The following is a 12,952-nucleotide window of genomic DNA, read 5'->3' on the forward strand; positions in this document are numbered from 1 at the left end:
GCGGCGCGCCGACGGCGGTGACACGGCGACGAGGGCGGCACGGTGACGAGGGCGGCACGGTGACGAGGGCGGCACGGTGACGGCGGGTCCGGGATCTTGGTCCCCGGGCCCGCCGAAGCGTTTCAGCGAGCTGTCACCGCGTGCCGGTTCAGGAGCCCGTGGGCTCGTGCACCGGCTCCCGGACCACCTCGGACTCCACGGCCGCCGGGGCCGGGGCCGCGGCGACGACGGATGCGCGGGGTCGGCGCGTGGCGGCGCCGGGCGCGGGCTTGGGCAGCGGCACGGTCAGTGCGACGAGCAGGCCCAGGGCCAGGGCGGAGAGGGCGATCACCGCGATGCCCGCGCCGGAACTCGTCTGTGACAGCAGCAGCATGGCGAGGGTGGACAAGATCACGGTGCAGGAGCCGTAGGCGAGCTGTGCGGTCGTCGGACGAGGCATGGCAATCGTGTCCTCGGGTGGGGCCTCCCCGTGCCTCTCACGATGAAGGGGAGGTTGCGGATACGAATCAAAGGTGAGGCAGTGCCGTCGGCTTGGCTTTCACCGACGTCCGGCGCTCCGCCAATCGACTCTATTCGCCAGGGTGCCCGAGTGGAACGACGGGTAAGCGTGACCTGACACACGGTGCCGGGTGCACAGGGGGCGCACGGATTCATGGCTTCGGCAACGGGCCGCGCACGCGCGCCGGTTCGAGGGACATGCGAGCGATACACGTAACGTCCGTATAACGAACAAGCGCTTCCCGTAGACGCCTATTAATACACTTGACCTGTTCAAGTCAAGATCTGTCTTTTATCTCGAAACTCCGATCGAATGACGTCACTTGACTACACGCGTATACCGCGCGCGGATTCCTCCACACAGGACCATCCCCGTCCGCGCGAACGGACGCGGGGGAGGACCTCAAGTGACCAGTAGACCCTGGACGTTCAGAGCGGCCGCCATCGGCGTCGCGGTCGCCACGGCGGCGGCGACCATGTCGGCCCTCACGGTGGCGCAGGCAGCGGACGCCACACCGGCGGCGTCCGTGGACCGGCACGACCCGGCGGACCACGAGCACGCCGGCGAGCACAACCTCGACGGCCCTCTGAGCAAGACTCAGGAGGCTCAGCGCGAGGAGGCCCTGCAGCAGGTCATATCCGGCGACGCCGCGGTCAAGGACCGTGACGGCTCGCAGGTCGTGAAGCTGGACAGCAAGAAGGGCAAGAGCAAGTACGTCGAGCTCGGCCGCGAGAAGACCGACAAGATCTTCACGATCCTCGTCGAGTTCGGCGACAAGATCGACAGCCGCTACGGCGGCACCGCAGGCCCGGCGCACAACCAGATAGCCGAGCCGGACCGGGCCAAGGACAACTCCACGGCCTGGCAGGCGGACTACGACCAGAAGTACTTCCAGGACCTCTACTTCGGCACCGGCAAGAACGACGAGTCGGTCAAGAAGTACTACGAGAAGCAGTCCTCGGGCCGCTACTCGGTCGAGGGCGAGGTCTCCGACTGGGTCAAGGTCCCCTACAACGAGGCCCGCTACGGCAACAACGCCTGCGGTCAGACCAACTGCTCCAGCGTGTGGAACATCGTCAGCGACGGTGTCACGTCCTGGGTCGCCCAGCAGAAGGCAGCGGGGCGCACCGACGCCGAGATCAAGGCGGACGTGGCCGAGTTCGACCAGTGGGACCGCTACGACTTCGACGGCGACGGCGACTTCAACGAGTCCGACGGCTACATCGACCACTTCCAGGTCGTGCACGCCGGTGAGGACGAGTCCGCCGGCGGCGGCGCGCAGGGCACGGACGCCATCTGGGCCCACCGCTGGTACGCGTTCGGCTCCGACGCGGGCGCGACGGGCCCGGCCGACAACAAGCTCGGCGGCGCCAAGATCGGCGACACCGGCATCTGGGTCGGCGACTACACCGTCCAGCCGGAGAACGGCGGACTCGGTGTCTACGCCCACGAGTACGGTCACGACCTCGGTCTGCCGGACCACTACGACACCGCGGGCGGCGACAACTCCACCGGCTTCTGGACGCTGATGTCGTCCGGTTCCTGGCTCGGCACCGGCAAGGACGCCATCGGCGACCTGCCCGGCGACATGACCGCCTGGGACAAGCTGCAGCTCGGCTGGCTCGACTACGACACGGCGAAGGCGGCGACGAAGTCGCGGCACAAGCTCGGGGTCGCGGAGTACAACAGCAAGGACAAGCAGGCCCTCGTGGTCGAGCTGCCGAAGAAGAAGGTCGCCACCGAGATCGTCGAGCCGGCGCAGGGTTCGACCCAGTGGTGGAGCGGCAGCGGTGACAACCTCTCCAACACGCTGACCCGTTCCGTGGACCTCACGGGCAAGTCGTCGGCGGCGCTCACCCTCGACGGCTGGTACGACATCGAGGCCGAGTACGACTACCTCTACACCGAGGTGTCGACCGACGGCGGCGCCAACTGGACCACGATCGACGGCACGGTGGACGGCGCGGCGATCCCGCGCGACGCCAGCGGCAAGCCCGCGCTGACCGGTTCCTCCACCACGCACAAGAAGCTGTCGTACTCCCTGAACGCCTACGCGGGCAAGAAGTTCGACCTCCGCTTCCGTTACGCGACGGACGGCGGCGTGGCCCCGAAGGGCTTCACGGCCGACTCGATCGCCGTGACCGCCGACGGTTCCGTCCTCTTCTCGGACAACGCGGAGAGCGCGGACGCCGCCTGGACCGCCAAGGGCTTCTCCCGCGTGGGCGCGTCGATCACCGACGACTACGCGCAGTACTACATCGCCGAGAACCGCCAGTACGTGTCGTACGACGAGACCCTGAAGGTCGGCCCGTACAACTTCGGCTTCTCGACCACGCGTCCGGACTGGGTGGAGCACTTCCCGTACCAGAACGGTCTGTTGATCTGGAAGTGGGACACCTCGCAGGCGGACAACAACACGAGCGTCCACCCGGGCACGGGTCTGGTCCTGCCGGTCGACTCGCACCCGGCGGCCCTGAAGTGGGCCGACGGCACGGCGATGCGCAGCCGGATCCAGGCCTACGACTCGCCGTTCAGCCTCTACCGCACGGACGGCCTGAAGCTGCACAAGGCGGACGTGCTGACGACGATCCCGTCGTCGGCGGGTGTGTCGGTGTTCAACGACCGGACCAACACCTACTACGACGCGGCCACCCCGCTCGCCGGTGTCAAGGTCACTGACACCAACACCAAGATCGAGATCGTCAAGGAGGCCGAGGACGGCTCCACGATGTCGGTCAAGGTCGGCCCCGCGGTGAAGTAATTCGCATTTCCGCAGGTCAGAGCATGTTCGGCCGCGACCCCCTTGGCGGGTCGCGGCCGGACGTGTTTAGGTGCGTGCTGTGGTCTTCTTATTGACACTGACGCTCACGGGGGTGTGACCTGCATGGCCGCAGGAGGTTTCTGCAAACTGCCGGACGGCAATGTCGTCGTCGCGCTCAACCTGCCGGGAACGCCGGCACGGGGCGCGGGGGGCGTGCTGCCCGTGCCCGGGTCCCAAGGCGTGGTCGGGGCCGTGGCCGGCGCCGGGACCGTAGTCGCGGGCGGGGCTCTGACCGGGGCTGTGTCCGCAGCTCCGGCGGTGTCCGGGACGGTGTTCGGCGTTCCGGCCGGGGCCATGTCGGGCGTTCCGGCCGGGGCTGTGCCGGGCGACGGGGCCGTACGCGTCCTCGTCCTCGCCGCGAACCGTTCCCGGGCCCTCACCCGGCTCCGCAACCTGGGCATGCGGGCGATCTACCTCCGCGGCAACGCGGCGCCCCCTACCCCCGACGAGATCACGGCCGTCCTGCACCACCCCGACGGCCTCATATGGCGCACCTCGCCGGCCTGCCCGGCCGCCACGACACCGGAACTCTGGCATCCGATCAGAGCGCTGCTGAGGAGGCCGCCGACCGTACGGGCGTGACCCCGCCGACCGTACGGATGCGACCGGGAGAGGCCCGCGCGCACCGGCGTCGTCGGCCGGATGTGCCTAGACCACCGGCTTGCCCGACAGCTCCACGCCCGCCTCCCGCAGCTCCTCCAGGGCCCGCTCGGTCGTCTCCTCGGCGACGCCGGCGGTGAGGTCCAGCAGCACCTGGGTGCGGAAGCCCTCCCTCGCGGCGTCCAGGGCGGTGGCCCGTACGCAGTGGTCCGTGGCGATGCCGACGACATCGATCTCGGTGATGTCGCGGGCGCGGAGCCAGTCCGCGAGGGTCACGCCGTTCTCGTCGGCGCCCTCGAAACCGCTGTACGCCGCGGAGTACGCCCCCTTGTCGAAGACCGCGTCGACCGCGCCGGAGGCGATCACGGGCGCGAAGTTGGGGTGGAACCCGACCCCCTCCGTCCCGGCGACACAGTGGGCGGGCCAGGAGTGGACGTAGTCGGGATTGTCGGAGAAGTGGCCACCGGGCGCGATGTGGTGGTCGCGGGTGGCCACCACGTGCTGGTAGCCGGGGCCGGCCGCCTGGCCGATCAGCTCGGTGACGGCGGCGGCCACATCGGCACCGCCGGCCACCGCGAGGCTGCCCCCCTCGCAGAAGTCGTTCTGCACATCAACGACGATCAAGGCGCGGCGCATGGTGTCGGTGTCCTTAGACTCTTCGGTTCTTCGGGTGGGTGGGACACGAAACGCTGGACTTCGAAACGCTGGACTTCGAAACCGAGAACTTCCGAGCCTAGAGACTTCGAGAGCTGTGCGGGAGGGGGCATCCGGCGCTCGCCCGGTGCGCGCACCGGAGCACAGGCCGAACACGCGGGCGCTCGGGGGGCTCGCGGCAGGGCGCGCCGGACATGTTCACCCCGGTCTGCACCCCAGCGTGCGCCCGCCCGACACCCTGCACGTACCCGAGAGGCTCAGACGTACTCCGTCGGAATGACCGCTTCCCCGCGCGACAGCTGTGTCGCGGACAGCGGCAGGTTCGCACGGGCGGTCACATGCCGTTCGCGTACGACGTCCAGCGGCTCCCGGGAGAGGACCCGGCCGTCCTTGACCAGATGAACGAGGAGCTGGCGCTCCCGGAGATCGTCGGGCACCGGCCCGGTGCCGATGACCTCGGCCTCCGCCACGCCGTGCTCGTCCAGCCGCCGGGCCGCCCACTTGCGGCCCCCCACGGACGTCTTCCCGCCCGTGGACTTCTTCGCCACGGCCACCAGCGGGTCCGTGGGGTCCGCGGACTCCGCCCTGGCGACGAGCTTGTAGACCATCGAGCAGGTGGGATGACCGGAGCCGGTCACCAGCTGCGTCCCGACGCCGTACGCGTCCACCGGTGCCGCCGCCATCGAGGCGATGGCGTACTCGTCGAGGTCCGAGGTCACGATGATCCGCGTGTCGGTCGCGCCCAGCTCGTCCAGCTGCTGCCGCACCCGGTGGGCGACGAGGAGCAGATCACCGGAGTCGATGCGCACGGCACCGAGCTCGGGCCCGGCGATCTCCACGGCGGTCCGTACGGCCTCGGCGACGTCGTACGTGTCGACGAGCAGCGTGGTGTTCCGGCCCAGCGAGTCCACCTGGGCCTGGAAGGCGTCCCGCTCGCGGTCGTGGAGCAGGGTGAAGGCGTGGGCGCTGGTGCCGACCGTCGGGATGCCGTAGCGGAAGCCGGCGGCCAGGTCCGAGGTGGAGGTGAAGCCGCCGACGTACGCGGCGCGCGAGGCGGCCACGGCGGCCAGCTCGTGCGTGCGCCGGGCGCCCATCTCGATCAGCGGGCGCTGTCCGGCGGCGCTGGACATCCGGGAGGCGGCGGCCGCGATCGCCGAGTCGTGGTTGAGGATGGAGAGGATCACGGTCTCCAGGAGGACGCACTCCGCGAAGGTGCCCTCGACCCGCATGATCGGCGAGCCGGGGAAGTACACCTCGCCCTCCTGGTAGCCCCACACGTCTCCGCCGAAGCGGTAGCCGGCGAGCCAGTCGAGGGTCTCCGCGTTGACGATGGAGCGCTCGCGCAGGAAGCCGAGGACGCCCGGGTCGAAGCGGAAGTTCTCGACCGCGTCCAGCACCCGGCCGGTGCCGGCCACCACGCCGTACCTACGTCCCTCCGGCAACCGCCGTGTGAAGACCTCGAACACCGAATGCCGCTCGGCCGTGCCCGCTTTCAACGCGGCCTGCAGCATCGTGAGTTCGTAGTGGTCCGTGAAGAGCGCGGTCGAGGGGACGTCGACCGGCAAACCAAGGTCCGCTGTGTTCATGGCAAGGGATCGTACTCCCATCTCGTCAATCTGACGATTTCTGGGGGGCCGTTTCTCATGTGCCCTGGTCGGAGGCCTGCATTTGTGCGGGGACCCCCCTGTGGTGGCAGCATGGGCGGTGTGACGGCAGCCGTACCCCTGGAGATCGAGAAGACCGAATCGGCGGAGGAGGTCTTCGCCGTACCCGAACCCGACGTTCCGTGGGTCACGATCGTCCACAACGATCCGGTGAATCTCATGAGCTATGTGGCGTATGTCTTCCAGGCGTACTTCGGGTACTCGAAGGACAAGGCCACCAAACTCATGCTCGACGTCCACCACAAGGGCCGCGCGGTCGTCTCCAGCGGATCACGCGAGGAGATGGAACGCGACGTACAGGCCATGCACGGCTACGGTCTGTGGGCCACCCTCCAGCAGGACCGGAAGTAGCGACGCACCTGATGCCAGGACAATTCGAATCGCTCCCCGGCGGCGGCGCGGCCGTCGCCCTCGACGAGGTCGAGATCTCCATCATCCGCTCGCTGGCGGTGCAGCTCCTGGAGCTGATCGGCCCGGGTCCGGCGGAGGACGCCGGTGACGACCCGCTCGCCGAACTCTTCGCCGAGGGCCCGAGCGAGCCGCCCAAGGACCCCGTCCTGCTGCGACTGTTCCCGGACGCCTACAGCGACCCCGAGGGCACCCCGGGCGCCCGGGAGGCGGAGGAGCAGCGGGCGTACTCCTCGGAGTTCCGCCGCTTCACCGAGAACGACCTGCGGGCCGGCAAGCGCGAGAAGGCCCTCGCGGTGATCCACTCCCTGGACGCGCTGGCGGCGACCGGTGAGGGCGGGGCCGTGCTGAAGCTGTCGGCGGACGACTCCCGGCACTGGCTCGGCTGCCTCAACGACCTGCGTCTGGCCATCGGCTCCCGGCTCGACGTCGTCGACGAGGAGGACACCGACCTCCTCTACCGTCTCCCGGACGAGGACCCGCGCAAGCCGATGGTGATGGCGTACCTGTGGCTGGGCGGCCTCCAGGACTCGCTCGTCACCACCCTGATGCCCTGATGCCCTGATGCCCTGATGGCCCGTTGGCCTGATGCGCTGAGGCCGGAATCCGGCGTCGGGCCTCCGCCTCCTCACGCCCGCTGCACATCGACAGCACGTCGGCCGCACGTTCGCTCCATGGTCCTTCCACGTACGCTCCACGTTCGCTCAGAGGACACTCAGATCCGGATAACGATCGTGTCACCACGGCGGTGAGGGATGCCCTTGCGGGTGTTTTTTGTCTGCTTCTCCCTGTGTTGTGCGCCACAAAACGACCAGTGGATCACTATTGCGGCCGTGATAAATCTTCACGACCGCCCGACGGACGCCACCCATGTCCCGTCCGGGTGCGCCACCGAGCCGGCCATCGCCGGCCAGGCGACGAGCGGGCTCGCGAAGCCCGCTCAGCTCCATCACATCCGGGGGGATCGGAACCCGATCCGGGGTCGACGAACGGCCCGGATCGGCCCAGCGTGGAGAAAGGCGCCCCATACATGACCTCCGCTCAGGTCAACAAGAACGGCGACGATGCCGTGCGCGGCGACGCACCCGAAGAGGGGTACGAGCGCGGGCTCGGCAGCCGGCAGGTCCAGATGATCGCGATCGGCGGCGCCATCGGCGTCGGCCTCTTCCTCAACGCCGGGGCGAACATCGCCAAGGCGGGACCGAGCCTCATCCTGATGTACGCCCTCGCCGGCGTCATCATCTTCTTCATCATGCGGGCGCTCGGCGAGCTGCTGCTCTACCGCCCCGTCTCCGGCTCCTTCGCGGAGTACTCCCGTGAGTTCCTCGGCCCGTTCTTCGGCTATTTCACCGGCTGGACGTACTGGCTGCTGTGGGTCGTCACCGGCATGGCGGAGCTGACCGCCGCCGCGATCTACATCAACTACTGGTTCCCGGACGTCCCGCAGTGGGTCTCGGCCCTGGTCTTCCTGGTCATCCTGTTCGTGGCGAACCTGATCTCGGTGAAGCTGTTCGGCGAGATCGAGTTCTGGTTCTCGATGATCAAGGTCACCGCGATCATCGGCATGATCGTGATCGGCCTCGGCGTCCTCACCTTCGGCTTCAGCGCGGCAGGCGACACCGCCGCCGTCTCCAACCTCTGGGCCTACGACGGCTTCTTCCCCAAGGGCATCGGCTCCTCCCTGATGACCCTGCAGGGTGTGATGTTCGCGTACCTCGCCGTCGAGCTGGTCGGCGTCACGGCCGGTGAGTCCGAGAACCCGGAGAAGACCCTCCCCAAGGCGATCAACACCCTGCCCTGGCGTATCGCGCTCTTCTACGTCGGTGCCCTCACCGTCATCCTGTGCGTGGTGAAGTGGACCGAGTTCGCACCCGGTGTGAGCCCCTTCGTCGCGGCCTTCGCGAAGATCGGCATCCCGGCGGGCGCCGCGATCGTCAACTTCGTGGTCCTGACCGCGGCCCTGTCCTCCTGCAACTCCGGCATGTACTCCACGGGCCGCATGCTGCGCACCCTGGCCGACAGCGGTGAGGCCCCCAAGGTCTTCAACAAGCTGTCCGTCACCAAGACGCCGGCCTTCGCCATCGCCGTGTCCGTGCTGTTTATGGGCATCGGCGTGGTCCTGAACTACATCGTCCCGGAGAAGGCCTTCGGCTACGTCGTCTCCGTCGCCACCGGCGCCGGTATCTGGACCTGGCTGATGATCCTGTTCAGCCACGTCCGCTACCGCCGCGCGGTCGACGCCGGCCGGCTGCCCGCCTCCTCCTTCCCGGCACCGGGCGGCGCGGTCGGCAGCTGGATCGCCATCGTCTTCCTGCTCTTCGTCACCTGCCTCATCGCCTACGACCACGAGGCCCGCGTCAGCCTCTACGTCATGGCCGGCTGGGCGGCGGCCCTCGGTATCGGCTGGGCCGTGCTGAAGTCCCGCAGCCCGGAGGTCACGGACCGCCGCGAGACGGACTTCGAGAAGGTCGGCTGAGGCTCCGTCGCCCAGCATGTGGGCCGCTCCGTACCACCCTCCGGTACGGAGCGGCCCCGTTGCATATCCTGGCGACCATGCTGACCATCACCCAGACTCTCGTCGACCAGATCGTCGCCCACGCGCGCAAGGACCACCCCGACGAGGCGTGCGGCGTCATCGCGGGACCGGAGGGTTCGGGCCGGCCCGAACGCTTCATCCCGATGCTGAACGCGGCCATGTCGCCCACGTTCTACGAGTTCGACTCGGGCGACCTGCTCAAGCTCTACCGCGAGATGGACGACCGCGACGAGGAGCCGGTGGTCATCTACCACTCCCACACCGCCACCGAGGCCCACCCCTCCCGCACGGACATCTCCTACGCCAACGAGCCCGGCGCCCACTACGTCCTCGTCTCGACCGCCGACACCGACGGCCTCGGCGAGTTCCAGTTCCGCTCCTTCAGGATCGTCGAGGGTGAGGTGACCGAGGAGGAGGTGCGGATCGTGGAGGCGTACTGAACCGACGGTGGGGGCGCAATTCACGGCTACGGTGTCCGTACGCACGCACACAACGGCCCGCGACGGAGACGGTGTTGACTCGACAGACACGACGACTGCCCGGTCGGCGCCCCACGCTCGACGACGTGGCGCGCGGCTCGGGAGTGTCCAAGTCCACCGTGTCGCGGGTGATCAACGGCGAGGACAGGGTGCGCGCGGCGGTCATCGAACGGGTCCGCGAGGTCATCGCCGAACTGGGCTACGTGCCGAACTCCGCCGCCCGCCAGCTGGTCACCCGCCGCAACAACGCCATCGCCGTCGTCGCGAGCCAGCCGCAGAACCGGCTCTTCATCGATCCTTTCTTCGACCTCCACCTCCGGGGCATCCGCAAGGAACTGGTCGCCCACGGGGCCCAGCCCGTCCTCCTCTTCCTGGAGGAGCCCGAGGAGTACCCGCGCGTCGGCGAATTCCTGGGCGGCGGCCATGTCGACGGAGCCCTGCTCTTCTCCCTGCGCGCCGACGACCCGCTGCCCGGCATGATCGACCGGCTCGGCCTGCCCGCCGTCTTCGGCGGCCGTCCGCTGGTCCGCGAGGGCGAACCCGTGCACGACCGCGTGTACGTCGACGCCGACAACCGGGGCGGGGCCCGCGAGGCCGTCCGCCATCTGGTCTCGCTCGGCCGGGAACGCGTCGCGACGATCACCGGCCCGGTCGACCGGGAGGCCTCCGCCTTCGACCGCCTGGAGGGCTACCGGGACATCCTGCCGGACGCCCCGCCCCTCCTGGCCGAACACTCCGACTACACCCGGCAGGGCGGCTTCGACGCCATGGCCGCGCTCCTCGACCGCTGCCCCGACCTGGACGCCGTCTTCGTCGCCTCCGACCTCATGGCCTCCGGCGCGCTCCAGGTGCTGCGCGAGCACGGACGCCGGGTGCCGGACGACGTGGCCGTCGTCGGCTTCGACGACCTCACGCCGATCGCCGAGCACACCGACCCACCGCTCACCACCGTCCACCAGGACATCGAGGGCATGGGCCGACTGATGGCCCGGCTGCTGTTCAGCCACACGGAGGAGCAGGCGGACGGAGGGGCTCCGGCGGCCGGACACTCCCTGTCCTCCGTGGTCACACCGACGCGTCTGGTCGTACGGCAGTCGGCCTGATGCAGGTCGCCGAAGTGCGCGGTCTCATTCCCCGGCCCGGATCCGTCCGGCATGTGGGATCACATTCCGGGACCCGGACCGGGAATCGATACGATGTGCGCATGGTTTGTGACGACGTGAGCGAGAAGACGCCGGGCGTACTGCTCGTGGCGCGGCTGCACGTCGACCTGTGCAGGCTTGCCAGCGCCATCTGTTGACGCCTACCCCTGCCGCCGTACGGCCGTGAGCCGCGGCGCCGACCCCTGTGTGACCACGCACTTCGCGCTGCCGCGCGCAACCGACCCGACCACTTTCGACAGGAGCCGCACCCCATGGCCATCGAGGTCCGCATCCCCACCATCCTCCGCCAGTACACCGACGGTCAGAAGGCGGTGGAGGGTGCCGGTGCCACGCTCGCCGACCTGTTCACCGACCTCGAAACCCGTCACACGGGCATCCACGCCCGCATCGTCGACGGCGGTGAACTGCGCCGCTTCGTCAACGTGTACCTGAACGACGAGGACGTCCGCTTCCTGGAGGGCATCAACACCAAGCTGTCCGACGGCGACAACGTGACCATCCTGCCGGCGGTAGCCGGCGGCATGGCCTGATCACCCATGCGCTACGACTCCCCGCTGGCCGCGGTGGGCAACACCCCTCTGGTGTGCCTGCCGCGGCTGTCGCCGTCCGCCGACGTCCGTATCTGGGCGAAGCTGGAGGACCGCAATCCGACGGGCTCGGTCAAGGACCGTCCCGCCCTGCACATGATCGAACAGGCGGAGAAGGACGGCCGTCTGACGCCCGGCTGCACGATCCTGGAGCCCACCTCGGGCAACACGGGCATCTCCCTCGCCATGGCGGCGAAGCTCAAGGGCTACCGCATGGTCTGCGTCATGCCCGAGAACACCTCCCAGGAGCGGCGCGACCTGCTCGGCATGTGGGGCGCCGAGGTCATCCCGTCCCCGGCGGCGGGCGGCTCCAACACGGCCGTACGCGTCGCCAAGGAGCTGTCGGCCGAGCACCCCGACTGGGTGATGCTCTACCAGTACGGCAACCCTGACAACGCGGGCGCCCACTACGCGACGACGGGCCCGGAGATCCTCGCGGACCTCCCCTCCATCACCCACTTCGTCGCCGGGCTCGGCACCACCGGCACCCTGATGGGCGTGGGCCGCTTCCTGCGCGAACGGAAGCCGGACGTCAAGATCGTCGCCGCCGAGCCCCGCTACGACGACCTCGTCTACGGCCTGCGCAACCTCGACGAGGGCTTCGTCCCCGAGCTCTACGACGCGTCCGTCCTCACCACACGCTTCTCCGTGGGCTCCGCCGACGCGGTCACCCGCACCCGCGAGCTGCTCCAGCAGGAGGGCATCTTCGCGGGCGTCTCCACGGGGGCGGCGCTGCACGCGGCGATCGGAGTCGGCAACAAGGCGGTGAAGGCCGGCGAACCCGCCGACATCGTCTTCGTCGTGGCCGACGGCGGCTGGAAGTACCTCTCGACGGGCGTCTACACGGCGGCGACGACAGAAGAGGCCATCGAGACCTTGCAGGGCCAGCTCTGGGCGTAGGGGCACGCAGGCCTTTTCCTCGCCCCCGCCGCCCCTACCCGTCCCATCCCCCCAGGGACGCTGCCCCTTCGACCCCGAGGGGGGTGCGTGGTCGGGTGCGGGTGGGTGGGGCTTCTCGCGCAGTTCCCCGCGCCCCTGAAAAGCAGGGGCTGCGCCCCGCGCTTTTCGCCCCTGAGTGGCCGTAGGCCCTCAAGGGGCGCGGGGAACTGCGCGACCAGCCCCCACCGGACCCGCGGGTGGGGGTCGAAGGGGCGCAGCCCCTGGGGATGGGACGGGTAGGGGCGGCGGGGGCGAAAAAGTCCCCGTCAGTTCGAGAGGTGGCGGACCTGGTCCCACAGGATCGGATCCGCCACACCGGCCTTCCGCCGGAAGTCCCGGACCGGCACCTCCCGCAGCTCGCCCGTCTCCAGAAAGCTGGGCCGCCCCCGGCTGTCGCCGACGGTGCCCGGGGGCAGGGGAATCACCCCGGCGCGCTCGTCACGATACCGACTGGTGATCTTGGCGACCCGCGCGCGATCCCCGCGCACGGCCAGCACGAGACAGGGCCGGTCCTTGCCGCCGGGCCCGTCCTCGAAGGGCACGCTCGCCCACCAGATCTCGGCGGGCCGGGGCCCCGGTACGGGCCCGCGCACCCGCTCGGA

Annotated in this window: 14 protein-coding genes; 10 read left to right on the forward strand and 4 right to left on the reverse strand. The window is 69.3% G+C overall.

Going from position 1 to position 12,952, the window contains the following annotated elements:
* Window positions 1-148: 148 nt before the first annotated feature.
* Window positions 149-439 (reverse strand): hypothetical protein, encoded by a 291-nt coding sequence (locus tag AWZ10_RS16810; RefSeq protein ID WP_060891462.1) that lies wholly within the window; start codon window positions 437-439, stop codon window positions 149-151.
* Window positions 440-905: 466 nt separating this feature from the next.
* On the opposite strand from AWZ10_RS16810, the gene AWZ10_RS16815 reads away from it, so the two are divergent.
* Together AWZ10_RS16815 and AWZ10_RS46895 are read left to right on the forward strand one after the other, a co-directional pair.
* The gene (locus AWZ10_RS16815) at window positions 906-3,260 is read left to right on the forward strand and encodes an immune inhibitor A domain-containing protein (protein WP_162948398.1); all 2,355 of its coding nucleotides are present in this window, start codon (window positions 906-908) and stop codon (window positions 3,258-3,260) included.
* A gap of 354 nt (window positions 3,261-3,614) precedes the next feature.
* Complete coding sequence (locus tag AWZ10_RS46895; RefSeq protein ID WP_107084629.1) at window positions 3,615-3,902, forward strand: hypothetical protein; 288 nt, start codon at window positions 3,615-3,617, stop codon at window positions 3,900-3,902.
* Window positions 3,903-3,968: 66 nt separating this feature from the next.
* Here AWZ10_RS46895 and AWZ10_RS16825 read toward each other — a convergent pair whose 3' ends face one another.
* Both AWZ10_RS16825 and AWZ10_RS16830 read right to left on the reverse strand, forming a co-directional pair.
* Complete coding sequence (locus AWZ10_RS16825; RefSeq protein ID WP_046707833.1) at window positions 3,969-4,556, reverse strand: isochorismatase family protein; 588 nt, start codon at window positions 4,554-4,556, stop codon at window positions 3,969-3,971.
* 275 nt (window positions 4,557-4,831) lie between these two features.
* A complete protein-coding gene (locus AWZ10_RS16830) occupies window positions 4,832-6,160 on the reverse strand; it encodes a nicotinate phosphoribosyltransferase (protein WP_046707834.1) in 1,329 nt (442 codons plus the stop codon).
* A 111-nt stretch (window positions 6,161-6,271) separates the two neighbouring features.
* Between AWZ10_RS16830 and clpS the strand changes: the two genes are divergently transcribed.
* The 8 genes from clpS to AWZ10_RS16865 all read left to right on the forward strand — a co-directional run bounded on the left by clpS (window position 6,272) and on the right by AWZ10_RS16865 (window position 12,311).
* A complete protein-coding gene (gene clpS, locus AWZ10_RS16835; protein WP_046707835.1) occupies window positions 6,272-6,589 on the forward strand; it encodes an ATP-dependent Clp protease adapter ClpS in 318 nt (105 codons plus the stop codon).
* An 11-nt stretch (window positions 6,590-6,600) separates the two neighbouring features.
* Window positions 6,601-7,203, forward strand: coding sequence for a DUF2017 domain-containing protein (locus AWZ10_RS16840; RefSeq protein ID WP_046707836.1), 603 nt, complete (start codon window positions 6,601-6,603; stop codon window positions 7,201-7,203).
* Between the two features lie 473 nt (window positions 7,204-7,676).
* Window positions 7,677-9,122: an amino acid permease gene (locus tag AWZ10_RS16845; protein WP_046707837.1), complete on the forward strand. Its 1,446-nt coding sequence runs from the start codon at window positions 7,677-7,679 to the stop codon at window positions 9,120-9,122.
* Window positions 9,123-9,199: 77 nt separating this feature from the next.
* Window positions 9,200-9,622 carry a M67 family metallopeptidase gene (locus AWZ10_RS16850; RefSeq protein ID WP_060891463.1) on the forward strand — a complete coding sequence of 141 codons (423 nt, stop codon included), beginning with the start codon at window positions 9,200-9,202 and terminating at the stop codon, window positions 9,620-9,622.
* 74 nt (window positions 9,623-9,696) lie between these two features.
* Window positions 9,697-10,764, forward strand: a complete 1,068-nt coding sequence (locus AWZ10_RS16855) for a LacI family DNA-binding transcriptional regulator (protein ID WP_046707839.1) — start codon at window positions 9,697-9,699, stop codon at window positions 10,762-10,764.
* Window positions 10,765-10,865: 101 nt separating this feature from the next.
* Window positions 10,866-10,961 carry a putative leader peptide gene (locus AWZ10_RS55480; RefSeq protein WP_319054855.1) on the forward strand — a complete coding sequence of 32 codons (96 nt, stop codon included), beginning with the start codon at window positions 10,866-10,868 and terminating at the stop codon, window positions 10,959-10,961.
* 114 nt (window positions 10,962-11,075) lie between these two features.
* Window positions 11,076-11,354: a MoaD/ThiS family protein gene (locus AWZ10_RS16860; RefSeq protein ID WP_037703545.1), complete on the forward strand. Its 279-nt coding sequence runs from the start codon at window positions 11,076-11,078 to the stop codon at window positions 11,352-11,354.
* A gap of 6 nt (window positions 11,355-11,360) precedes the next feature.
* Window positions 11,361-12,311, forward strand: a complete 951-nt coding sequence (locus AWZ10_RS16865) for a PLP-dependent cysteine synthase family protein (protein ID WP_046707840.1) — start codon at window positions 11,361-11,363, stop codon at window positions 12,309-12,311.
* 305 nt (window positions 12,312-12,616) lie between these two features.
* Here the strand turns inward: AWZ10_RS16865 and AWZ10_RS16870 are convergent.
* Window positions 12,617-12,952: type II toxin-antitoxin system PemK/MazF family toxin (locus AWZ10_RS16870; protein WP_060891464.1), on the reverse strand; the 336-nt coding region annotated here is incomplete at its 5' end.

The sequence above is a fragment of the Streptomyces europaeiscabiei genome (assembly GCF_001550375.1).
Lineage (GTDB): Bacteria > Actinomycetota > Actinomycetes > Streptomycetales > Streptomycetaceae > Streptomyces > Streptomyces europaeiscabiei.

Excerpts from the sequence above, each read along its gene's own strand:
- AWZ10_RS16865 (WP_046707840.1), top strand. The coding sequence starts at position 11,361 with ATGCGCTACGACTCCCCGCTGGCCGCGGTGGGCAACACCCCTCTGGTG.
- AWZ10_RS16840 (WP_046707836.1), top strand. The coding sequence starts at position 6,601 with ATGCCAGGACAATTCGAATCGCTCCCCGGCGGCGGCGCGGCCGTCGCC.
- AWZ10_RS16825 (WP_046707833.1), bottom strand. The coding sequence starts at position 4,556 with ATGCGCCGCGCCTTGATCGTCGTTGATGTGCAGAACGACTTCTGCGAG.
- AWZ10_RS46895 (WP_107084629.1), top strand. The coding sequence starts at position 3,615 with ATGTCGGGCGTTCCGGCCGGGGCTGTGCCGGGCGACGGGGCCGTACGC.
- AWZ10_RS16845 (WP_046707837.1), top strand. The coding sequence starts at position 7,677 with ATGACCTCCGCTCAGGTCAACAAGAACGGCGACGATGCCGTGCGCGGC.
- clpS (WP_046707835.1), top strand. The coding sequence starts at position 6,272 with ATGGGCGGTGTGACGGCAGCCGTACCCCTGGAGATCGAGAAGACCGAA.
- AWZ10_RS16860 (WP_037703545.1), top strand. The coding sequence starts at position 11,076 with ATGGCCATCGAGGTCCGCATCCCCACCATCCTCCGCCAGTACACCGAC.
- AWZ10_RS55480 (WP_319054855.1), top strand. The coding sequence starts at position 10,866 with ATGGTTTGTGACGACGTGAGCGAGAAGACGCCGGGCGTACTGCTCGTG.
- AWZ10_RS16850 (WP_060891463.1), top strand. The coding sequence starts at position 9,200 with ATGCTGACCATCACCCAGACTCTCGTCGACCAGATCGTCGCCCACGCG.
- AWZ10_RS16830 (WP_046707834.1), bottom strand. The coding sequence starts at position 6,160 with ATGAACACAGCGGACCTTGGTTTGCCGGTCGACGTCCCCTCGACCGCG.
- AWZ10_RS16810 (WP_060891462.1), bottom strand. The coding sequence starts at position 439 with ATGCCTCGTCCGACGACCGCACAGCTCGCCTACGGCTCCTGCACCGTG.